Origin of the sequence: Mesotoga sp. UBA5847 (genome assembly GCF_002432735.1) — a bacterium.
Lineage (GTDB): Bacteria > Thermotogota > Thermotogae > Petrotogales > Kosmotogaceae > Mesotoga.
Window position 1 is genome coordinate 16,210 of the sequence record NZ_DJGL01000005.1, and the last position, 20,334, is coordinate 36,543.

Sequence of the window (20,334 nt, forward strand, 5' to 3'; positions counted from 1 at the left end):
CGTTTGAGACCAGGAATTCGGAGAAGTAGCTGGGACAAATCACAGTTCTTTCGAGCACTTCGTAACTCGTATAGTCGATGTTCTTTATGAGTGTCTTCAGAAACTTTATGCCGGAAGCTTCAATCTCTTTCTTCAGATCAGTTGCTACTTTTAGAAGCGTCCTTTCGAGCTTTGGTTCTATCACAGAAAATGAGTTTTCGTAAAACCACTCAAACAAGTAAATGAAGTCCTCTTTGGCCTTCTCCGGACCAGAAAGCATCTCGAAGAGAACGGCTTTTCTTTCCGGAGAGAATGACATGTCTTTCGAGACAAAGAGAAGCATTTCATTGTCGTTTTCAATTATTCCTTCGAAGGTGTTAATATCTACCGCGCCTTTTCTCGGACCGTAACCGGAATAAATGAAATGAGCAAAACCCTTTCGGGCATTTCTCTTAAGTGTTCAATTAGCTGTCTTGCATTTTTGAGGCTGCTGTGCGTAACATCCGGAAGAAAGCACATTCCAAAAAAAGTCTCCCAAGCAAAGAACTCCTTTAGCTTCTCAAGTATGTCCGGAGTGAGAATACTCTTTGTTTCGGAAACCCAGTTTTGAATATCCCTATTTGGTTCAAACTTGCCCTTATAGAGTGAAGACTCAAACAACTCATGAAATCTCTCGTTGTTATTCAATCTGAACAAACCATGGAGAAGATCGCAGGCTGTGCTGGAGCAAACTTCCACTTTGTTGTCAATCCATTTCAAAACTTACCACCCCCCAAGACTCACATTAACGCGAATAGTCTATCACTATAAAGCGAAGAACAACATAAATCTCATTGATAAATGGATGTCTCTTTCTGTCCAAGCACTTGCAACACGATTCTATCAGAATGAACTACAGTATGAGCAGACTGACCGCCATGACCGCCATTCCGGCTATTAATCCCGATATGGAGAGATGGTGTTCTCCATACTTCTCTGCCGAAGGAAGGAGTTCATCTAGAGATATGTAAACCATTATCCCTGCAACTCCGGCAAAGACAATCCCGAATGCAATGTCGGTGAAAAGGATATTTATCAGCGCAAATCCGATCAAAGCGCCAGCCGGTTCTGCCAGACCCGAAAGAAATGAATACATGAAAGCCTTCTTCCTGCTTCCCGTTGCGTGATATATCGGAACAGCCACAGCGATCCCTTCAGGGACATTGTGGATTGCTATCGCAACCGCAATAGGTACCCCAAGCGACGGATCCTTCATGGCAGCAAGGAATGTTGCGAGCCCTTCAGGAAAGTTGTGGACAGCAATGGCAAACGCAGTGAAAAGCCCCATTCTCAAGAGAGTTTTGTTTTTGGCTTGCATTTCATCTACGTCTCTCATTTCGTGAGGATTCTCTGCGGAAGGTACAAGGAAGTCGATCAGGGCAATAATGCCTATACCTCCGAAGAAAGCGATTACATTAATCCAGTCGCTTATGCCACTTCCCACAGACTTCTGGAGAGATTCACCGCTCTTTACAAAGATCTCGACGAAGGATACGTATATCATTATACCGGCGGAGAAGCCAAGCGAAACTGAAAGAAACTTTGTGTTGGTTTTTTTTGCGAAAATCGCAAGAATACTGCCGATCCCGGTGGAAAGCCCCGCAAAAACAGTCAAAAAAAACGCTGGCCAGAAATTGTCAAGTTGCATCGTAATCCTCCATATAGTCCGCTAGAAAGATTATACATTTCTTCATTGGTTTGGCAGTCATTCTGCATAGATTTTTGATTAGCGTAAAGGTCTAAAGAAGACGCGCTCTGGGCGCGTCTTTTCAAGATCACTTAACTGACTTCATGCCTTCTTCTATGGCACGAATATTCAAATCTACGAGTGCTGCTTTTCTTCCTGTTAGCTTTTTCTCCAGTGCCTTTCTTACTCCATCGAGAGTGACCGTTCCGGCCCTGCCAAGGTATGCGCCTAGAACTACCATATTTGCAACCTTGAGATTACCGAGCTTCTCAGCGACCGAGTTTGCATCGATCTTGACGACAGAAATATCGTTTCTACTCGTATCTCTATCAACAACAGATGTGTTTATCACCATGAGTCCGCCAGGTTGAATCTCCTTCTCGAACTTCAGAAGAGAAGGGATGTTCATTACTATCAACTCGTTTGGAGTATTCGTAATAGGTGAGCCAATCGGCTCATCGCTAACGACAACCGTGCAGTTCGCAGTCCCGCCTCGCATTTCAGGACCATATGACGGTAGCCAGGTAGTGTGCTTGTTGTCGAACATTCCCGCCGTTGCAAGAATCTGTCCTATCAGCATCACTCCCTGTCCCCCAAATCCCGCAGCAACCAAGAGATGCTCACTCATTTGAAATCACCGACCTTGTCGACAAATACCCCGACGGGATACTCTTTCTTCATGTTTTCATTTAGCCAGTTGATTGACTCCACCGGGTTGAGGCCCCAGTTTGTCGGGCAAGTCGAAAGAACCTCGACCAATGAGAAGCCCAGCCCTTTTTGTTGTGCGACAAAGGCCTTCTTTATTGAAGCCTTTGCCTTCCTAACTTCCTGAGGAGAACTCACAGCCACTCTTTCCAGATAGACAATTCCGGCGGTTTCTTTCAGCAATTCTGAAACATGAATCGGAAACCCTTCCGTCTCTGCTTTTCTCCCATACGGAGAAGTAGTGGTTTTCATTCCAAGCAAGGTCGTCGGTGCCATCTGGCCGCCTGTCATACCGTAGATCGCGTTGTTGACGAAGATCGTGGTGATCTTCTCGCCTCTATTTGCGGCATGAATTATCTCGGCGGTTCCTATGGCCGCGAGGTCTCCATCTCCCTGATACGTGAATACGATTCTATCAGGCATCGCTCTCTTCATTCCCGTAGCTACTGCTGGAGCCCTTCCGTGCGGGGCAACGGTACCGTCTACATCAAAGAACTGATAGGCGAAGACTGAGCATCCAACGGGAGCAACCATTAGCGTCTTTCCTTGAATGTCGAGTTCATCAATTACTTCTGCTATGAGTCTATGGATAATGCCGTGGTGACAACCAGGGCAATACGAGAATTCGTTTCTAGCAAGTGACTTTGGTCTCTTGTAAGTAGCCTGTTCCATACAATCACCTCATCCTATAAGTCTGACGAGTTCTCTTAACACTTCGTCAGGCGTTGGAACCATTCCTCCGGTTCTTCCATAGAAATGAACCGGAAGAGTTGCTTCGACTGCAAGGCGAACGTCCTCGACCATCTGCCCCATAGACATTTCCACATCCAGACAGAATTTCTTTCCTCTTGCCGCCTCTTTTAACTCTGCGTATGGAAACGGCCACAACGAGATTGGTCTGAACAATCCAACCTTGATTCCCTGTTTCCTTGCCATTTTCACTACACTGCCTAGAATTCTTCCCATCGTTCCATAGCCGACTAGAACGTAATCTGCATCATCAAGATCATGAGACTTATATCTGACTTCCTTTGCTTTTATCTCATCGTATCCCTTGTGGACAACGATATTCATCTCTTCAAGTCTTACAGGATCGATATCAAAGGAAGTTACCTTATGAGGTTCCCTTCCTTCTGTTCCCCTCAATGCCCAACTGGAATGGTCGTTGATTCCATCAAGTTTGACAAACTCGGGGAAGACAACAGGCTCCATCATTTGACCAAGCATTCCATCTGCAAGAATCATTACCGGAACTCTGTAATTGTCAGCTAAATCAAAAGCAGACTCCATAAGATCTACCGCTTCCTGGATGCTGCCGGGCGCTAGAACTATCAAATGATAGTCACCATGCCCCCCGCCCTTCGTTGACTGGAAGTAGTCACTCTGTGCTGGCTGAATATCTCCCAGTCCAGGTCCCCCTCGTACAACGTTCACAAAAACCGTAGGAAGCCTTGCTCCAGCAATATAAGATACCCCCTCTTGCATGAGGCTGTAGCCGGGACTCGAAGTTGAAGTCATAACTCTGTGACCAGTGCTTGCGGCTCCGTAAACCATATTCACCGCCGCTACTTCGCTCTCGGACTGAAGAAATACGCCGCTTACTTCAGGCATTCGACGAGCCATATACTCTGTAAACTCCGATTGAGGAGTAATCGGATAACCAAAATACAACCTACAGCCGGCCCTTATTGCAGCTTCAGCCATTGCTTCGTTACCTTTAACCATCATTTTTTCGGCCATCTAATTTTCCCCCCTATACTTCTGCTGTCTCTTTGAAGACAGTTATTGCGGTATCGGGACACATCATGTAGCAGAATCCGCAGCCAATGCAATTCTCGAGATCATGCTGCTGTGCCGGATGATAGCCCTTGGAGTTGAACTTCTCAGAGAAGCTCAGCACTTTCTTAGGGCAGAAGTTGATGCATAGACCGCAGCCCTTGCATCGCTCTTCGTCTACTTTCACGAAGTTTTTACTCATTTTCTACCTCCCATGAATTCTTCATATACTTCTCAATCCAAAATTGATCGAACATCCCATTTCCTTTTCTCGTTGCGTTCATCAGAACAGTGAAGGCCACAGGTGTTGAGACCCTCTCGGATAATAGCTTAACGAACTTCTCTCCTTCGATAATATTCTCGTCTGTCGTCTCAGATCCAATATTTGAGTTGTTGATCAAATAGTTGATCTCCATTCTAGACTTCTCTTGAAGTCTCAGGAAGTGAGAAGCCGCGTTTTCGACTGTGTCGTTGAACGGCCTGAAGGGATTTATGACATAGTAAGTCTCACAGTCCTCTTTCGGTAGTCTCGTGCTCAGTGAAGAGAGTACTATTGCTCCGTCATCGTTCCCTCCAACGTCAAGGATGACCCTGTAATCCGGATTCTCAACGTGACCGAATACCTCTGCCGGAATTATCGGCAAGTCGGCATGGGCCAGCGTGCCTTTGGGAGCTACGATTTTAACCCCGAACTTAGAAAAGCTCTCTCTCATATCGCGGGATCTATAGTATGGACTTATAGTATCGATGTCGGCGAGGGCCACCCTTTCTCCTCTATCGGCAAGCAGTCTAGCGACATTCAAAGATACTTCGGTCTTGCCGCTGCCAAACATACCCATGAAGATAAGCACTTTCTTAGAAAACTTCATTCTGCTCTCCTGTACTCTTTTGCCATTTCATTTCCTTCAAGGACTCTCAAACAGGCAACGGCAAGGGACAGCTCCTCATTTCCTCCCGGAACAACATCTATTGGCGCGAGAAAGGACAGCTTCTCGGTCAGCCATGGGACCATGAACCTTCTGTCATAGGCTATTCCTCCAGTAATTATGATAGAGTCGACATCACCGCTCAAGGCAGCAGCCATTCTTCCGGCCCACTTAACTATCTGATAGGCCATCGCTCTGTATGCAAGTTCTGCCTTCTTATCACCATCAACAATCGCCTGCTGGATCTTCTGGCAATCGTTAGTTCCGGTGTAGGCAAATAGTCCTCCCTTTCCCTTGATAAGCTTTTTTACTTCTTCCTTTGAGTATCGCCCTGAATAGCATAGCTTTATAAGACCTGTAATCGGAAGTGTTCCGGCTCGCTCAGGACTGAAAGGGCCGTCCCCGTTCAAAGCATTGTTCACATCGACAACCCTTCCTCTCCTGTGAGCCCCAATGGAAATCCCTCCACCCATGTGGATGACAACGAAGTTCATTTCATCGTACTTCTTTCCATATCTCGAAGCCACTTCTCTAGCCACTGCCTTCTGATTAAGAGCATGGAAAATCGACCTTCTCGAATAGTCCGGATGACCTGTGAGTTTGGCGACGGGTTCCATTTCATCAACGACTACTGGATCTGCAATGAATGCCGGGATTTCCCTGCCACTTTCTCTAGAGAGTTCATAAGCGATTATGGCTCCTAGATTAGAGGCGTGCTCGCCATACTTGGCAGATCTGAGATCATCTATCATTGCTTCACTAACCGCGTATGTGCCGCCTTCGAGAGGTCGGAGCATACCGCCTCTTCCGATTATTGCGTCTATTTCACTGAGAGGGTGTCCTGCTGACTCCAGAAAGTCGGCTATCAATTTCTTTCGGAACATTCGCTGTTCATATAGTGAAGAAAATCTGCTCAAATCGTCGGGCGAGTGTCTTATGGTATGTTCACTTATCATCTCCAGGTTTCTGAAGAGTGCGAGTTTTGTTGAAGTAGATCCTGGGTTTATAACGAGTATGACAGGCATCATATCACTCCTGCAAGAAGAACATTCAAAGCGATGGATTGGAGTTTTGTCCTGGCGGAATCGGCTCTAGAGGTAAGTACTATTGGTGCTTTACCTCCAACTATGGTACTGGCAAGCTGACTGTCGCAGAGGAATGCCATGGTCTTGTAGAATATATTCCCTGCTTCAATGTCAGGCATAACTAGAATATCTGCGTCTCCAGCTACAGAACTTGAAATACCCTTGTGTTCGGCAGCTTCACGAGATACTGCATTATCTAGAGCAAGGGGCCCATCTACCTCAACATGACCAAACTGACCTCTCTTAGCCATCTGTGAAAGTACCGCCGCATCGAGAGTTGCGGACATCTTCTGATTTACGACCTCTATAGCGGCAATAACTGCCACCTTTGGCTTGTCGATCTCCAGAACCTTTGCAACTGAGGCAGAGTTGACTATCGAATCTCCCTTTTGACCCAAATCAGGGGCAATAACCATCCCGGCATCAGTAACGAGAAGAAGTTTATGGTATCTCTTTGTCTCGAATATAGTGACCAAATTCATCGTTCTTCCTGTCTTGAGACCATAATCATCCTTCAAGAATACATTAAGGAGTTCGCCGGTTTTTACGTTTCCTTTCATCAGGATTTCGGCTTCTTTGAACGAAACAGCTCTTACGGCCTTCTCGATCGATTCTATCTTTGAAGAACAGTCAACTACAGAAAGCTTCTCGTGAAAGCCGATCTCCTCACTGATGGCTTCAATCTTGTTCTTGTCGCCGAACAATATGAACGATGCAATGCCCTCGTCTGCGGCCTCTTTCGCTGCTGAAAGTACCACAGGATCTTCAGCAGCAGCAACAGCGATTACTCCAGGATTCACCTTTGCACGGTCGATTAGCTGTGCAAGACTTGTGATCATGTTGCCACCTCCGGATCAAACTCCTTCGCAGTTTCTATTCCTCTAAGAACTCTCTGTGCGCCAAGAGCGAGAGAAAGAAGCTCGTTCTCTCCAGGCTCGATGACGACCAGAGCGAATTTCCCAACGTAACTCTTTATCTTCTGAACGAACTGGGAGTTGTATGCCATACCGCCTGTCAGAACGATTGCGTCTATTGAGCCGCCTGCTAGCGCGACCATGCCGCCAATTTCCTTACCTATTTGATAAGCCATTGCATCAACGACAAGAGCTGCCTCGGGATCACTCTCTGACATCTCCAGGGCCTTTCTAAGGTCGTCTGTACCTAGATATGCCCGCAACCCTCCTGACTTCAGGTATCTATCTAAGAGTTCCTTCTCGGTGTATCTCCCGGCGAAACACATCTCAGCAAGATCGGCGACCGGGAGTTCTCCCGTTCTAGTTGGACTGAAAGGGCCTTCGTCAGTAGCGTTATTGACGTCGACCACTCTGCCCTTTAGCTGTAGCCCGACCGAAATGCCCCCTCCCAGGTGAGCGATCACCAGGTTCAGGTTATCGACATCTCTACCCAGATCTGCAGCAACCTGTCTTGCGGCGGCCTTCATGTTCAGCGCGTGAAGTCTCGAGATTCTCGGCAGTTGAGGAAGACCTGATAGTCGTGCCTCTTCACAGAATTCGTCTACAGAGATCGGGTCCGTTACAAAGACTGGGACTCTTCCTTCTGAGAGGCGAAAACCTATGGGAGCAGCGAGATTAGAGGGATGTTCTACTTCAGCATGGTGCAGAAGAAAGTCAACCATTCTCTCGTTCACTCTGTATGTTCCGCTTTCAAGCGGGGGCAAGATTCCTCCCCTACAGGCTATTGAGTCAAAATCAAGCTCGATCCCTTCGTTTCGCAAGAAGGACTTGATCTCTTCTACCCTTTCCTGAATATCATCATCAACTTCCTTCATCATAGGGACATGCTGAATAGATCCCCTGGCGATCTCGGTATCGTCATTGTAGACAGCGATCTTAGTTGAAGTGGAGCCGGGATTTATGGCCAAGATCTTCATTTAATCACTCCCTCAGAGTAGCTTTTTCTCTTTGCCGTACTCCACAATTACCTTCTTGAGTCTCTTGACTCCTTCGATGATATCCTCTTTAGGAGGCAGACAGAATGAAAGCCTCATTGAGTTCTGACAGGTGTTGTCGAGTGAAAAGGCCTGACCTGGGACGAAAAGTATGTTCTCGGTCTTGCCTAGCTCTAGCATTTCTCCTGTATCGAAACCTTCAGGAAGAGTGAACCATATAAAGAGGCCGCCTTCGGGTTTTGTCCAGTAAAAGCCGTTCATGTCACCAAAGTTTCTGTCGAGTTCAGTTAGCATCAGATCCTTCTTTTCTCGGTAAAGCGCAATCGTTGGTTTTATCTGGGCAAGGAGGTTATGCCTCTGAAGATATCTTGCGGCGATACGCTGTGTGAGGCTTGGCGTACAGAGGTCTGAAGCCTGCTTTGCCATTACCATCTTTCTTATTATGTTCTTATTGCCGATCACTATACCGAGCCTAAGCCCAGGCGACAGGATTTTGCTGAATGTTCTCAACAACAGGACTCTTTCTTGCCCGCCAATCTTGAAGATCGGATCGATCGCTTCTCCTTCGTATCTTAGGTCACCGTAAGGATCGTCTTCAACTATGAGAACATCGTACTTTTCTGCAATCTCAACGAGTCTCTTTCTCTTTTCGTAACTCATTGTTACGCCGCCTGGATTGTGGAAATTCGAGATTGTGTAGATGAACTTCACTTTGTCGAGTTCTCCGCGAGTTTCGATTTCTTTGAGCTTGTCTTCAACTATATCAAGATCCACACCGTCTTCTTGAAGGGTCATGTATACGTACCCGTTCGACCTTAGAGAAAAGGCACTCGCAGCTCCCAAATATACCGGCTTCGACACGAAGTAAATGCTGTCGTCATCCAAAAAGATCTTACCGACAAGATCTAGCGCACTTTGGGATCCTACTGTGACCAAAAGATTATCGATGTCAAGACCCTCAATGCCGTACTCCCTATTAAGAAGGGAGATGTACTCTTCCCTAAGTATAGGATCACCTTCAGTCTGACCGTACTGAAGTGTGAACTTGTACTCCTTTTCCAGTATTTCCTTTGATATTTCAGCCATCTCTGAACGTGGAAAAGTGTCCGGGTCGGGAACGCCTCCGCCAAAAGAAATCATACCCGGGTTCGAGGTCACCTTAAGCAGTTCCCTGATGATGTTCGATTTCATTCTGAGTGCGATCTTTGAAAACTTTTCTGTCACGATTTACACCCCCTGGTAGTTATCGTAGTAATCATCACAATAATTCAGTTAGCAATAGCATGCCAAGAGATAACAATTGTATAAATCGCTTATAGAAGGCTAAATACAGAAGCTTCCGTGCTTTTGGCTTCCGTTCGGTGCATACTTTTGCATGCAACATATTGCATACGTGCAGTCATGTGCATGACGATGGAGGTATTTCCACCTGAAAGAAATGTATACGAGAATAGACTTTCAGATTCTCTTGAATCCTATTTCAATCAGTTCCTCAAGGTTTATTTCACCGGAGAGCCTCGAACATCTCGAGTCAACAGAAGCTCTTGCAACGGCAAGTGCAACCTTTCTTGCGATTCCCGGTTCAAACGGCCTTGGCAAAATGTAGTCCCTGGAAAGCTTTTCTTCAGGCACAGCCGACGCAAGGGCGTCAGTTGCTGCCAACTTCATAGCTTCGTTTATCTCTCTTGATCGTGTGTCAAGAGCGCCTCTAAAGATACCCGGGAAAGCTAGAACATTGTTTATCTGGTTTGGGAAGTCTGATCTGCCGGTGGCGACAATCGATGCACCTGCGCTGCGGGCAAGATCCGGCATAATCTCCGGTACGGGATTGGCCAGAGCGAATATGATCGGTTCGGGAGCCATTTTGCGCACCATTTCAGGTAAAAGAAGCCCGGCAACAGAAGTGCCAATGAAGAGATCTGCTCCCTTCACAGCGTCCTCCAGATTTCCGCTGAGGTTATCGGGGTTAATCTCCTTTACGATCTCTGAGTGAAATTCGTTTAGGAGAGTAGCTGGCTGATTCCTGTTTAGTATTCCATTTCTATCGACTGCAACAATATTCCTAGCACCTGCCGCCAGCAGCATTTTGATTGTTGCGCCTCCGGCCGCACCAACGCCAACCGTTACAATCTTTAGATTCTCAATCTTCTTTCCAACGATCTTCAGCGCATTTCTCAGCGCAGCAACGGCGACAATCGCTGCACCGTGTTGATCGTCATGAAAGACTGGAATATCAAGCATCTTCTGAAGTTCGCTTTCAATGAAGAAGCATTTTGGTGAGGAGATGTCTTCAAGATTTATGCCTCCAAAGGTTGGGGCAATTGCCTTCACGAACGAGATAATCTCCTCTGAACTATGGACATTTATACAGAGGGGAAAGGCATCCACATTTGCGAATTCCTTGAACAGGACGGCTTTCCCCTCCATAACGGGAAGTCCAGCTTCGGGGCCTATATCCCCTAGTCCAAGTACTGCCGTTCCGTCTGAGACTACTGCAACGTAATTCCATTTGTTTGTGTAGTCGTAGGCAAGTTCCTTATCGCTCTCAATCACTCTGCATACATCGGCTACCCCTGGAGTGTAAGCAAGCGAAAGTGCCTCCATGCTATCCACTCTCACTTTGCTTCTTACTTCCAACTTTCCCCGTAGATCCTTGTGAAGTTTCAATGCCTTTTCATTCACACAATCACCTTCTATTCAAAGTAAAAAAATCCGAACCGTTAACATCAGTTGCTACAATCAACGGAAAGTCTCTGACATCAATCTCGAATATTGCTTCAGTGCCTAGATCTTCGTAAGCGATGACCCTAAGAGACTCGATCCTTTGCGCAAGCGAAGCGGCCGCTCCGCTTGGAGCGATCAAATAGACTCTTCTAAATTCCTTACACAGATTTGCTGCCAGATCCGATCTTTTTCCCTTCCCGATGGTTGCCAGAACGCCCTTTTCGAAAAGCATTTCCAAAAAACCGTCCATCCTGAGTGAAGTAGTAGGGCCGATTGCTCCGCAACTTTCTTCAACTAGCTTGGCCGGACCGGCATAGAATACAATTGCTCCTTCAAGCTCAACAGGGAAAGGCTCGCCTTCTTCGTACAACTTCTTGAGGCGCATCTGAGCTGCGTCTCTCATTACTATGAGTTTGCCTGTAAAGCTGATTTCTTGACCGGGGGACAAATCATCTATCTTCAAAGGTAACTACCCCCTTTCTACAGAGATAACAATCAACAGCCAATGAAACTGGAAGAATCGCAATGTGACAAGGCGCAGTTTCAATGCTAACCGAGTAAGCGGTCATCCCCTCTCCCAGTCCTTGATAACCGATATGGAGGGAATTGATCTTATTCAGAAGTTTCTTCTCAAGTAAGGCGTAGTCAACGTCGGGATTCTTTGAATCCAACTCTCTAGTCAGAGCAAGCTTGGCAAGGAGCATTGATTTCTCTGAGCTTCCCCCGATGCCTATTCCGACCCTGAGTGGAGGACAACCCCTGGCTCCTCCTTCAGAAATTGAATTGGAAATTGTTTCTATGAACTCTTCTTGAGATGTTGTCGGGTTGAGCATGAACAGTCTCGAGAGATTCTCGCTGCCTCCTCCTTTTACGAGGAAACGTATCTCTAATTCTCTTCCGGAAACCATGAAAGTATGCACGACCGAAGGTGTATTGTCTCCGGTATTTTCTCTGTGTATTAGGGGGTCCTTCACAATTGAGTATCGATAGGGACTTTTTGAATACGCTCTCCTGACAGCCGTATCGAGGGTGTCTGATAAGGGTTCCTCAAGAGATACCTCCTGACCGATGAAGACAAAGAATTCAATGAAACCTGTGTCCTGGCACAGGGGAAGCTTCAGCTTTTCTGCAAGTAACGAGTTCTCATTCAGAATAGATGAGAAAGGACCGGTGTAGAGTTTTAGAGAGGATTTGATCTTATCATCCATTGTTGTGTTTGCCTTTACTAATGCGGTCTCGACCTTTCCCGCTATCGAAGATGCTTTTATCAAGAATTCACCTCATTATCTGTGAAAAGCTTATGATGAGCAACGTCATATTCATTTATAACACTTTGCACACCCGATTGCCCTAATGATCATTTCTCCAAATCGGAAGCATGAAGGAAGTCAGTATTCTCAGCTCGTAACGAAAGCTGAGAAACAGCAGAAGAAAGATACTTCAGAAAAGCCTTAGATAGAATACTAACTTGGGCTTCTCCACTTAACTGCAAAGCTATTAAATTTTCACAATCTAGATTCTCCAGCTGTTATGAAATCAATATATGGAAAGCCGTAATGCATCATAATTAAATCTACTCAAGAGAGAAAGGTTCCATAGTACAACTAAATAGTGTACAATAAGATTGGAGGTGAAAGAATGAGTATTTACGATTTTGAACTGACTACAATAGACGGGTGGAACAAGACCATGGAGGACTTCAAAGGCAAGGTGCTATTGATAGTTAATACGGCTAGCAAATGCGGATACACATCTCAGTACGATGGTCTGCAGAAGCTTCATGATGATTTCAAAGACAGAGACTTTGCCGTTCTTGGTTTTCCATCAAATGACTTTCTTCGCCAAGAGCCTGGCAGTGAAGAAGAAATCAAGGCGTTCTGTGATGCGAATTTCGGTATTACTTTTCCCATGTTCTCGAAAATACATGTTAAGGGAAAAGAGATACACCCTCTTTATGAATTTCTTGTTTCTGGCGGTGGGAAGAAGGAGTTTTCAGGAAAAGTGAAATGGAACTTCACGAAGTTCTTGATTAACAGAGAGGGTGAGATAATTGGAAGATTTGAGCCGAAGGAGGAACCCGAGTCATTTCGTTCTGCAATTGAGGAGGCGGTTAAGTGACCAAGAAAGAAGAGGTTGCGATTCCAAGAGAAGACGAGCTACTTAGGCTTGACAATCAGCTTTGTTTCGCATTGTATTCCAGTTCAAGGGGCATCACAAGGCTCTACAGACCAGTGCTTTCAAAGTTTGGGTTGACCTACCCTCAATACCTTGTAATGCTTGTTTTGTGGGAGAGAGAACCACTTACAGTTAAAGATCTCGGGGAGAAGTTGTTTCTTGATTCAGGAACCTTAACTCCCCTTCTTAAGAGGATGGAAAGACAAAGCCTTCTTACGAGAGAAAGATCGCAGGGTGATGAGAGACAGGTACTTATAAGTCTAACAGAGAAAGGGAAAGGGCTTAAGGATAAGGCGATTGATATTCCGATGAAGATTGCTGAACAGGTGAATATCTCTCAGAGAGAATACATTTCTCTTATGTCGTCGCTCAAAAAGCTTCTGAAGAAGATCGATATGAGCGAATCAGACGGGTCCTCAAGTTAGCAGAATCACAAAATGACACTGCTACAGCTTGTCACGATATACATTGCGGGCGCCGCAGCTGGTTTTATGAATGTTATGGCGGGAGGGGGCTCAATGGTCACTCTCCCGGTACTTATGTGGATAGGATTGCCGCCGCACGTTGCCAATGCCACCAACAGACTGGGCGTGATATTTGAAAGCGGTATAGGAGTAAAGACCTTTCGATCCGGCGGTATGAGGTTTGACAAGTCCATACTTCCGGCGATAGTGTCTGCAACGATAGGTTCAGTCATAGGCTCCATGTTTGTCTCGACAATACCGAAGGATGTGCTGGAGAAAGTGATCGCAGTAGCTCTCCTGGCAGTAGTTTTGCTTGTGTTACTGAAACCGAAGCGGCTCACTTTTTCGAGACCCTCTGGAGTCCTCTCAGCTCTAATCTTTTTCGGCGTGGGCTTCTACGGGGGATTTTTACAGGCGGGAGTTGGTTTCTTCCTTATTGGAGCGATTACCTTTTCGTATGGCTTTGATCTTGTGAGGACGAATTTCACGAAGATTGTTATCGTCTTTATCTACACTGCTTTTGCTCTGGTTATCTTTATCCTTAATGGGATGATTTACTGGTTTCCCGGCCTGGTTCTCGCGGCAGGAAATGTTGTCGGGGCATATTTTGCTGCCAGGCTATCGATAAGAAAGGGCAGCGGTTATGTGAGATGGATTTTGCTGATAATTGTGGTCGCAAACGCCATTAAGTATCTCTTCTTCTAGAGGAGTGTGACAGATTTTCGATGAGAGAGCTTCTGAGTTTTCTGAAGAGGACAGGTTATCTGACCAACCCTAGACTGGAGTCGGCCTTTATGGAACTTGACAGGAGGGATTTCGTCTCGCCCGAAGTAGCGGATGAGGCTTATACAGACAGAGCTCTAGTAAGTCTTGCAAGCTCAGGAAAGATTTGCTCAACTTCTACTCAGCCATCTCTTTTGATAAGCATGATAGAAGAATTGAAACTGAACGAAGACAACAAGGTCCTGGATCTTGGGACGGGAACCGGTTTCTGTGCTTGTCTGCTTGGAAAAATGCTGACTAAGGGAAGCGTAGTATCAGTGGAGACCGCCAGAACGGTTGCATCTATAGCCTCGGAAAACGTGCGACGCTACCGCATGAGCAATGTGAGGATAGTGATCGGTGACGGTAGATATGGCTTCAAAGAAGAAGCTCCATACGATGCTATGATCTCCACCGTAGCCTTACCGGGAATAACCGTGGAGCTGTTCAATCAGATGAAAATCGGAGCGAGATCGATCGTTCCGATACACAGAAGCTATATGAACACACCTGTCTTCTTATTCGAAAAAATAGATGGTACAACTTTGAGAGCTACTTTGAAAACAGGAGCGGTCTTCATGGTAGTGGAAGACTCCAGACCGGACCCTCTTTACACTGATAACAAGTTCTCACTTGAGCTTCGAGAGGGGAGATTTCGAAAGCGCTAGCTTAGTCTTTGGCGACCTTCCAGAAAATCTCAACACCCTTCTCTATAACGGAATCAGCAGGCAAAAACCTTGAATTATGGAGTCCATGATGTTCTCCTCTTCCTGTACCCAACCAGAAAAGTACCGAAGGGTATTTCATAGCGATCACTCCAAAATCCTCTCCCACGTATTTCATTTCGACCGGGTTTACATCGACCAGGGCGCACAGTTTATCGTAAAGATCACCGTCTACATGAACCTGTGGATACTTCGAACCGATCTCCTGAGAGAACTTTAGACCTCTTTCAGTAGCGACTTCTCTCCCAAGCTCTTCGAGTTCCATGATTGCTTCCTCTGAAAGCTCAAAAGCTTTAGTTCTTACAGTTCCCGAAAGAGTGCAGGAGTCTGCCACCACATTTCTAACTCTGCCCCCCTGTATGAGTCCAAATCTGAGTACGGAATCTCCTCTATCTACCGAATAGACCCTTTGAAGAAAATCCATAGCTCCCTCAATAGCGTCTCTTCCCTGCTTATAGAAAGCGACATGTGCCGACCTTCCCTTGAAAGTGCAGTCCGTTTCGAAGGCCGAGGCAAAGAGAACACCGGCTCTTGTGTAAACAGATCCTTCAGGGAATTCATCATTTACGTGCAGTGCCCAGGCTTCAGTTATTTCGTATTGCTCCAATTTCGATAAGCATTTCGCAGCACCACCCCCGCCTTCTTCAGCCGGCTGGAAAAGAAAGAGAAAATTTCTATTGAGATCGCTTGTTACTATTCTCTCTATAAGTCCAATTAGAATTGTCATATGAACATCATGGCCGCATGCATGCATAAAACCTTCATGTGCAGATTTGAATGGAGCATCTGTTTCTTCAAAAACAGGAAGAGCATCCATATCGGATCGAAATAGAACGAAAGGGCCTTCAACCTTTTTCCATTTCGCCAGAAGTCCGGTGCCCGCAACCTTTTCGTAGGAAACAGATAATCGATCCAGGAGACTCATAATGTACGCTTGAGTCTTGAACTCATTGAATCCAATCTCCGGAATCTCATGTAAGTCATGCCTAATTCTCGATAAATCCATGCTCTCCTCCTTCAAATCGCTTCTTTTGACGTAAAGATAGAAAAGATCTTGCCGTCGGAAGCTTGCTCACTAGAACCTCGTCATTATCACGAAGCATCAGAATTTTCACTTTTCAATTTGCCTCGGTCTGTTCAATCGTTCGCAGAGAAAGAGTAAACTGAAGCAAGAGGAGTGAGGTTAGAGGTATGAAAGACAAGTTCTACCAGAGTTTCTCACACGTCACCTTTGACTTTTTGAATACCTTTCCTGGAGAGACAGAACTCCATCATCCTCCTAACGCTTTCCTGACCCCAATCTCTATCTGCGACCGCGTCCGGATTAAGTTATACTGAACACCATTTAACAGCCCGCTCGTTGATTTATTATAAACAAAAAGGCGCCTGAAGACGCCTTTTGATCGAATCCTCAATCAATTAAGGGCGTAGTCCCAGAGAGTGATTGTAATAGAGTCATCCGCGTAATCGTCGCCCATGAAGGTTTCAAGAGCGAAAGGAATGTTTTGATCAATTATCCAGTACATCGACAACTCTCCGTCCTCGTTGTGTAAAGCGACTTTTGTTCCATTAAACGTTCCATTCTTTCCTTCTACGGAGTATATTCCCTCATACTTGTGAGTGCCAAAACCATAAAGTTTCGTATTCATCTGTTTTTCCAGGTCAATTGCGTCATAAATGAATGATAGCATTGGATTGAGGAAGATGTACATCATATTGAGAACTGCTGGCCAAACATCATGTCTGAGGTGGGCTCAGTGTCGAGGGGTAAGAAGTAGGTAGTATCGTAATTCAGGATGAAGTGGTTTTCATCGCGATCGACTGTCACCCCGTATATCATTTCCTTGTGCTCTCCATTCTCGAAGTACGAAATCATATTGTAGACGTACTTCACGTTAGAGTAATCCTGCAGTGGCACCCAAGATGCAAAAACGCTCGCAGCCAGAACCAGCACTAAAATAACCGCAACTTTCTTCACATCGTCACCTTCAAAACTTGGTACCAACATACAACTTTCTGTGACGAGAAAACTCAAATTGAGAGGCTCATGTGGTCTGGATTGGGTATAATTAGCCGAGGTGATCATTTTGAAAAGAGCACTAATAACCGGAGCGTCATCGGGAATAGGCGAGGTGTTTTCCTATGAGCTTGCAAAGCGTGGGTACGAAACGATCCTTGTAGCCAGACGAATAGAAAGATTGCAGACGATTTCCGATCAAATTGAGGGAGATCTAGGAGCTAGATCTATTCCGCTGAAAGGTGATTTGACGGATGAGAACGACCTGGTTGAAGTTTCGAAACTTCTGAAAGACGTAGATCTTCTTATAAACAACGCAGGGTTCGGACTAATTGGTTCCTTTGAAGATATTGAAGCGGATAGAGAAATGCAGATGATCAAGCTGAATATCGGAGCTCTTTACTTCTTGACGAAGAAATATGCGCTCATGCGCAACAGCATTGGCGGAGGAATTATAAACGTCGCTTCTACTGCCGCCTATTTGCCTGTACCGGGAATGGCGGTCTATGCTGCAACAAAGGCCTTTGTACTTAGCTTCAGCGAAGCCGTTAGCGAAGAACTCCAACCCAAAGGCTTCAAAGTAATGGTTCTATCTCCTGGGCCGACTAGAACAGAGTTTTTCGATGTAGCTTCGGGAGGAAGGAAGCAGCTGCCGGGGTCCATGTCCCCCGAAGAAGTTGTGAAAAAGGCACTTGATGCATTTGAAAAAGGAAAGAGAAGCGTGGTAAGCGGGCTGATCAACAAAATAATCGCTTCCGGATCAAGGTTAGTACCGAGAGCAATAGCAATGAAAGCCGCGAGAAGAGTATTTGAATAATAGTGGACCGAAAGGCTGCTATAGAACTCTGAGCAACTTCGTAATTTCCAATGACCTCTGGTCTCAACACACTACTGAATTTCTGCAACGAATATTCATTCAGTTAGGCGAAACTCTTCGATTGTGAGTGAAAAGGGAAGATAAAGCCAAGAGGATTGACCTTCGAGCGATCTCCAGATTCTCAGGAGATTTTAAGTTACACAGGTTAACATCTATTCAAGATCCAAAAAACGGAGGTAGAAAATAATGAAGAGAGTATTATATGCAATAGCGATAGTTTTGATTTTCAGTTCAATGACACTGGCCAGCAGCTTAATGACTGAGGAAGATGGAATTGCTTTCATGAGAGAAGAAGAAAAACTAGCTCACGACGTCTATACCGTACTCTATGAAATATGGGGATTGAATGTCTTCAGTAACATAGCTAGAAGCGAACAGACTCATACAGAAGCAGTTCTTTCTCTGATCGGTGATTTTGGCATGGTAGATCCCGTGGGCGAAAATGAGGTTGGAGTCTTCACCAATGCGACGCTTCAGGAGCTTTATGATGAACTCATCGAGAGTGGAAGTAAGTCTCTTCTGGATGCGGTAAAAGTTGGTCTTCTGATAGAAGAGATAGATATTAAGGACTTGGAAGAATTGCTTGAGGGAGACATCGACTCGAGGACTGCGACGGTATACGAGAATCTGCTTAGAGGTTCTGAGAACCACCTCAGGGCATTTCTCAGGCAGTATGAGAGACTCGCAGGTAGCTATACTCCAGAAATACTCGATGTCGAAAGGTTCAACGAGATTGCATCTGGCAGATAGACTGGCCAGCGAATGGGATTCAATAGGGCGGACAATCCGCCCTTTTCTTTTGGAATTAGATATTCGGTAGTTTTTAGAGACAATTTTCCACCAAAATGGTTTCAAGTATTAAACGACTTTCTGCACAACCATTGCTCTGGACTCGTAATGACATATAATCTTATTATATGAACACAGAGGAGGGATACGGTGGTCAGGATAGTGACGGACAGCTCATGTGATCTGCCGGTTGAAACGTTGAAGAAGTATGGTATTCCCTTTGCCTCCCTCAACATTTCTGTTGATGATATGACTTTCAAGGAAGATATCGACATCACTCCAGAGGAATTCTGGCGATTAATGAGCAAATCCCGGGAACTTCCAAAGACTTCTCAGCCTTCGCCGGCCGATTTTGCTGAGATCTTTGAGGATATTCAGAAGAAGGGTGAAACTCCACTTTGCATTACTATTTCATCAAAACTCAGCGGCACCTATCAATCAGCGCTCCTCGGCGCCGAAATGAGCGGAGGCAAGGCGATCGTATTCGATTCTCTTGCAGGTTCGATCTCCCATGGCATCCAGGTGCTGATAGCCGCTAGAATGGCTGAATCTGGCGCTGAGTTGGACAAAATAGTGGAAGCGCTGGAGGAGTACCGAGAAAACGTGAAGATTATCATCCCTCTCGCGACAGTGGAGAATATTGTCAAAGGCGGCCGTCTTAGCAAATTCCAGGGTGGCCTGGTTAACATATTGAACATGAAGATTATCCTGCACGGTATAAATGGCGAAGTTAAGCTCCTTAAGAAGGTAAGAGGAAGCAGGAGATTCAGAGAAGCGATAATTGAGTTAATAGAAGCTTCCTCAAAGACCGGGAAGAAGATTTTCGGCATAACTCACGTGGATAATCTCAAAGACGCTGAGTTCTTCGCTTCGGAAATTAGGAAACGTGTCCGAGATTCCGAAGTCATAATCGGAAAGATGGGTCCTGCGATTGCCACATATGCTGGAGAGGGCGGACTGATATTGGCGCTCTAAACTCACCATTTAGAGTACCAATAAGGCCCGGAAGACTTGAGATTACAGGTTGCCGTGTAGCGACATAAGAACAAGATTTCGAATCAAGCTGGAAGACAGAAGAATTCAGAGCTGGGGAAGACCGTGCTTGGATGCAATGCCGATTCGCAGTTAAGCATTTTCTGTAGATCGACAGAGGCCGTACTCTTAGTCGAGAAAGACATAAGATCGAATTTCTACAAGTATTTCAACATGAGGAAGAATTGGCTTTCTGTTAATTCATTAAACTGCCTTGTTTCCATTGGGCTCAGACGAACTAATTCAATAGAAGGATTACGAATTCTGCCCCGCAGCTTCTTAAGAAAGAAGCTGGGCAATGAACTCAAAGAGCAATTGATTATTCTCACGATTCCAACTTACAGATTCTGGTGCCAAACTGAGGATGCTTCTCGCACCCTTGTTTTTTCCGCTGACAGTCTTACTTATAACCTGAAGGATCGAAGATCTCTCCGTCCCCGGAAGTTCAGTGCCAGCAAATATCAGTTCTTTGAAGCACAACCTGCACAATTCGAAAAAACATCAGTAGATCAAGTCAATGCTGTGCCAGGCTATCTAAAGAACGGCCTTTTCGGCAATAGTTGATTAGGGACTCCTTTATTGTTTTTTTGACCATATCGGGGAACGACTGATCAATGACGAACAGCTCTTGTTACGTCTCTTCCTATCAAACGGTATGTAAGG

At 45.6% G+C, this 20,334-nt stretch carries 24 protein-coding genes and 1 pseudogene; 7 read left to right on the forward strand and 18 right to left on the reverse strand.

The window, feature by feature from the left end; translation table 11 throughout:
• The 15 genes and pseudogenes from B3K91_RS00315 to B3K91_RS00385 form a co-directional block, all read right to left on the reverse strand.
• A pseudogene (locus B3K91_RS00315) lies at window positions 1-322 on the reverse strand (ArsR family transcriptional regulator); the annotation flags it as partial.
• A gap of 41 nt (window positions 323-363) precedes the next feature.
• A complete protein-coding gene (locus B3K91_RS00320) occupies window positions 364-738 on the reverse strand; it encodes a hypothetical protein (protein ID WP_292593795.1) in 375 nt (124 codons plus the stop codon).
• A gap of 133 nt (window positions 739-871) precedes the next feature.
• Window positions 872-1,666, reverse strand: coding sequence for a zinc transporter ZupT (zupT, locus tag B3K91_RS00325; RefSeq protein ID WP_099828646.1), 795 nt, complete (start codon window positions 1,664-1,666; stop codon window positions 872-874).
• Between the two features lie 127 nt (window positions 1,667-1,793).
• Window positions 1,794-2,333 (reverse strand): 2-oxoacid:acceptor oxidoreductase family protein, encoded by a 540-nt coding sequence (locus B3K91_RS00330; protein ID WP_099828645.1) that lies wholly within the window; start codon window positions 2,331-2,333, stop codon window positions 1,794-1,796.
• A complete protein-coding gene (locus B3K91_RS00335; protein ID WP_099828644.1) occupies window positions 2,330-3,082 on the reverse strand; it encodes a thiamine pyrophosphate-dependent enzyme in 753 nt (250 codons plus the stop codon). Before B3K91_RS00335 ends, B3K91_RS00330 begins: the two co-directional genes overlap by 4 nt.
• A gap of 9 nt (window positions 3,083-3,091) precedes the next feature.
• Window positions 3,092-4,150: a 3-methyl-2-oxobutanoate dehydrogenase subunit VorB gene (locus tag B3K91_RS00340; RefSeq protein WP_292592068.1), complete on the reverse strand. Its 1,059-nt coding sequence runs from the start codon at window positions 4,148-4,150 to the stop codon at window positions 3,092-3,094.
• A 13-nt stretch (window positions 4,151-4,163) separates the two neighbouring features.
• Window positions 4,164-4,388 (reverse strand): 4Fe-4S dicluster domain-containing protein, encoded by a 225-nt coding sequence (locus tag B3K91_RS00345; protein WP_103134368.1) that lies wholly within the window; start codon window positions 4,386-4,388, stop codon window positions 4,164-4,166.
• Entirely contained in the window at window positions 4,381-5,055 is a 675-nt protein-coding gene (locus B3K91_RS00350) for a cobalamin biosynthesis protein CobQ (RefSeq protein ID WP_292593798.1), read from the reverse strand. The genes B3K91_RS00345 and B3K91_RS00350 overlap by 8 nt, the downstream gene beginning before the upstream one ends.
• On the reverse strand, window positions 5,052-6,137 hold the full coding sequence (buk, locus tag B3K91_RS00355) for a butyrate kinase (protein WP_292593800.1): 1,086 nt from the start codon (window positions 6,135-6,137) through the stop codon (window positions 5,052-5,054). Before buk (B3K91_RS00355) ends, B3K91_RS00350 begins: the two co-directional genes overlap by 4 nt.
• Window positions 6,137-7,036: a bifunctional enoyl-CoA hydratase/phosphate acetyltransferase gene (locus B3K91_RS00360; protein WP_292592071.1), complete on the reverse strand. Its 900-nt coding sequence runs from the start codon at window positions 7,034-7,036 to the stop codon at window positions 6,137-6,139. The genes buk (B3K91_RS00355) and B3K91_RS00360 overlap by 1 nt, the downstream gene beginning before the upstream one ends.
• On the reverse strand, window positions 7,033-8,088 hold the full coding sequence (buk, locus tag B3K91_RS00365) for a butyrate kinase (protein WP_099828638.1): 1,056 nt from the start codon (window positions 8,086-8,088) through the stop codon (window positions 7,033-7,035). Before buk (B3K91_RS00365) ends, B3K91_RS00360 begins: the two co-directional genes overlap by 4 nt.
• 12 nt (window positions 8,089-8,100) lie before the next feature.
• Window positions 8,101-9,330, reverse strand: a complete 1,230-nt coding sequence (locus B3K91_RS00370) for a PLP-dependent aminotransferase family protein (RefSeq protein ID WP_292592072.1) — start codon at window positions 9,328-9,330, stop codon at window positions 8,101-8,103.
• A 234-nt stretch (window positions 9,331-9,564) separates the two neighbouring features.
• Window positions 9,565-10,788 carry an NAD(P)-dependent malic enzyme gene (locus B3K91_RS00375; RefSeq protein ID WP_292592074.1) on the reverse strand — a complete coding sequence of 408 codons (1,224 nt, stop codon included), beginning with the start codon at window positions 10,786-10,788 and terminating at the stop codon, window positions 9,565-9,567.
• Between the two features lie 4 nt (window positions 10,789-10,792).
• On the reverse strand, window positions 10,793-11,293 hold the full coding sequence (locus B3K91_RS00380; RefSeq protein WP_214061137.1) for a FumA C-terminus/TtdB family hydratase beta subunit: 501 nt from the start codon (window positions 11,291-11,293) through the stop codon (window positions 10,793-10,795).
• Window positions 11,280-12,101, reverse strand: coding sequence for a fumarate hydratase (locus tag B3K91_RS00385; RefSeq protein WP_292592076.1), 822 nt, complete (start codon window positions 12,099-12,101; stop codon window positions 11,280-11,282). The genes B3K91_RS00380 and B3K91_RS00385 overlap by 14 nt, the downstream gene beginning before the upstream one ends.
• Window positions 12,102-12,468: 367 nt before the next feature.
• Between B3K91_RS00385 and B3K91_RS00390 the strand changes: the two genes are divergently transcribed.
• Genes B3K91_RS00390 through B3K91_RS00405 form a run of 4 tightly spaced genes read left to right on the forward strand, consistent with a single transcriptional unit; the run spans window position 12,469 to window position 14,899 of the window.
• The gene (locus B3K91_RS00390; protein ID WP_099828634.1) at window positions 12,469-12,948 is read left to right on the forward strand and encodes a glutathione peroxidase; all 480 of its coding nucleotides are present in this window, start codon (window positions 12,469-12,471) and stop codon (window positions 12,946-12,948) included.
• Window positions 12,945-13,430: a MarR family winged helix-turn-helix transcriptional regulator gene (locus tag B3K91_RS00395; protein WP_292592077.1), complete on the forward strand. Its 486-nt coding sequence runs from the start codon at window positions 12,945-12,947 to the stop codon at window positions 13,428-13,430. Before B3K91_RS00390 ends, B3K91_RS00395 begins: the two co-directional genes overlap by 4 nt.
• Window positions 13,431-13,442: 12 nt before the next feature.
• Window positions 13,443-14,174, forward strand: a complete 732-nt coding sequence (locus tag B3K91_RS00400) for a sulfite exporter TauE/SafE family protein (protein WP_292593802.1) — start codon at window positions 13,443-13,445, stop codon at window positions 14,172-14,174.
• Window positions 14,175-14,194: 20 nt separating this feature from the next.
• Window positions 14,195-14,899 (forward strand): protein-L-isoaspartate O-methyltransferase family protein, encoded by a 705-nt coding sequence (locus B3K91_RS00405; RefSeq protein ID WP_292593804.1) that lies wholly within the window; start codon window positions 14,195-14,197, stop codon window positions 14,897-14,899.
• Window position 14,900: 1 nt separating this feature from the next.
• On the opposite strand, the gene B3K91_RS00410 is transcribed toward B3K91_RS00405, so the two are convergent.
• The 3 genes from B3K91_RS00410 to B3K91_RS00420 form a co-directional block, all read right to left on the reverse strand.
• Window positions 14,901-15,962, reverse strand: coding sequence for an amidohydrolase (locus B3K91_RS00410; protein ID WP_292592560.1), 1,062 nt, complete (start codon window positions 15,960-15,962; stop codon window positions 14,901-14,903).
• Between the two features lie 409 nt (window positions 15,963-16,371).
• Entirely contained in the window at window positions 16,372-16,671 is a 300-nt protein-coding gene (locus B3K91_RS00415) for a hypothetical protein (RefSeq protein ID WP_292593805.1), read from the reverse strand.
• Window positions 16,668-16,934: a hypothetical protein gene (locus B3K91_RS00420; RefSeq protein WP_292592563.1), complete on the reverse strand. Its 267-nt coding sequence runs from the start codon at window positions 16,932-16,934 to the stop codon at window positions 16,668-16,670. The genes B3K91_RS00415 and B3K91_RS00420 overlap by 4 nt, the downstream gene beginning before the upstream one ends.
• A gap of 100 nt (window positions 16,935-17,034) precedes the next feature.
• Between B3K91_RS00420 and B3K91_RS00425 the strand changes: the two genes are divergently transcribed.
• The 3 genes from B3K91_RS00425 (at window position 17,035) to B3K91_RS00435 (ending at window position 19,614) form a co-directional block, all read left to right on the forward strand.
• Window positions 17,035-17,790, forward strand: a complete 756-nt coding sequence (locus tag B3K91_RS00425; RefSeq protein ID WP_292589793.1) for an SDR family NAD(P)-dependent oxidoreductase — start codon at window positions 17,035-17,037, stop codon at window positions 17,788-17,790.
• A gap of 246 nt (window positions 17,791-18,036) precedes the next feature.
• Window positions 18,037-18,600, forward strand: coding sequence for a DUF2202 domain-containing protein (locus tag B3K91_RS00430; protein WP_099828628.1), 564 nt, complete (start codon window positions 18,037-18,039; stop codon window positions 18,598-18,600).
• 189 nt (window positions 18,601-18,789) lie between these two features.
• Window positions 18,790-19,614, forward strand: coding sequence for a DegV family protein (locus B3K91_RS00435; protein WP_292592565.1), 825 nt, complete (start codon window positions 18,790-18,792; stop codon window positions 19,612-19,614).
• Window positions 19,615-20,334 lie beyond the last annotated feature (720 nt).

Bases quoted from the DNA above. Each gene is read 5' to 3' on its own strand.
- zupT (WP_099828646.1), bottom strand. From the start codon at position 1,666: ATGCAACTTGACAATTTCTGGCCAGCGTTTTTTTTGACTGTTTTTGCG.
- B3K91_RS00330 (WP_099828645.1), bottom strand. From the start codon at position 2,333: ATGAGTGAGCATCTCTTGGTTGCTGCGGGATTTGGGGGACAGGGAGTG.
- B3K91_RS00335 (WP_099828644.1), bottom strand. From the start codon at position 3,082: ATGGAACAGGCTACTTACAAGAGACCAAAGTCACTTGCTAGAAACGAA.
- B3K91_RS00340 (WP_292592068.1), bottom strand. From the start codon at position 4,150: ATGGCCGAAAAAATGATGGTTAAAGGTAACGAAGCAATGGCTGAAGCT.
- B3K91_RS00345 (WP_103134368.1), bottom strand. From the start codon at position 4,388: ATGAGTAAAAACTTCGTGAAAGTAGACGAAGAGCGATGCAAGGGCTGC.
- B3K91_RS00350 (WP_292593798.1), bottom strand. From the start codon at position 5,055: ATGAAGTTTTCTAAGAAAGTGCTTATCTTCATGGGTATGTTTGGCAGC.
- buk (WP_292593800.1), bottom strand. From the start codon at position 6,137: ATGCCTGTCATACTCGTTATAAACCCAGGATCTACTTCAACAAAACTC.
- B3K91_RS00360 (WP_292592071.1), bottom strand. From the start codon at position 7,036: ATGATCACAAGTCTTGCACAGCTAATCGACCGTGCAAAGGTGAATCCT.
- buk (WP_099828638.1), bottom strand. From the start codon at position 8,088: ATGAAGATCTTGGCCATAAATCCCGGCTCCACTTCAACTAAGATCGCT.
- B3K91_RS00390 (WP_099828634.1), top strand. From the start codon at position 12,469: ATGAGTATTTACGATTTTGAACTGACTACAATAGACGGGTGGAACAAG.
- B3K91_RS00400 (WP_292593802.1), top strand. From the start codon at position 13,443: ATGACACTGCTACAGCTTGTCACGATATACATTGCGGGCGCCGCAGCT.
- B3K91_RS00405 (WP_292593804.1), top strand. From the start codon at position 14,195: ATGAGAGAGCTTCTGAGTTTTCTGAAGAGGACAGGTTATCTGACCAAC.
- B3K91_RS00410 (WP_292592560.1), bottom strand. From the start codon at position 15,962: ATGGATTTATCGAGAATTAGGCATGACTTACATGAGATTCCGGAGATT.
- B3K91_RS00415 (WP_292593805.1), bottom strand. From the start codon at position 16,671: ATGATGTACATCTTCCTCAATCCAATGCTATCATTCATTTATGACGCA.
- B3K91_RS00430 (WP_099828628.1), top strand. From the start codon at position 18,037: ATGAAGAGAGTATTATATGCAATAGCGATAGTTTTGATTTTCAGTTCA.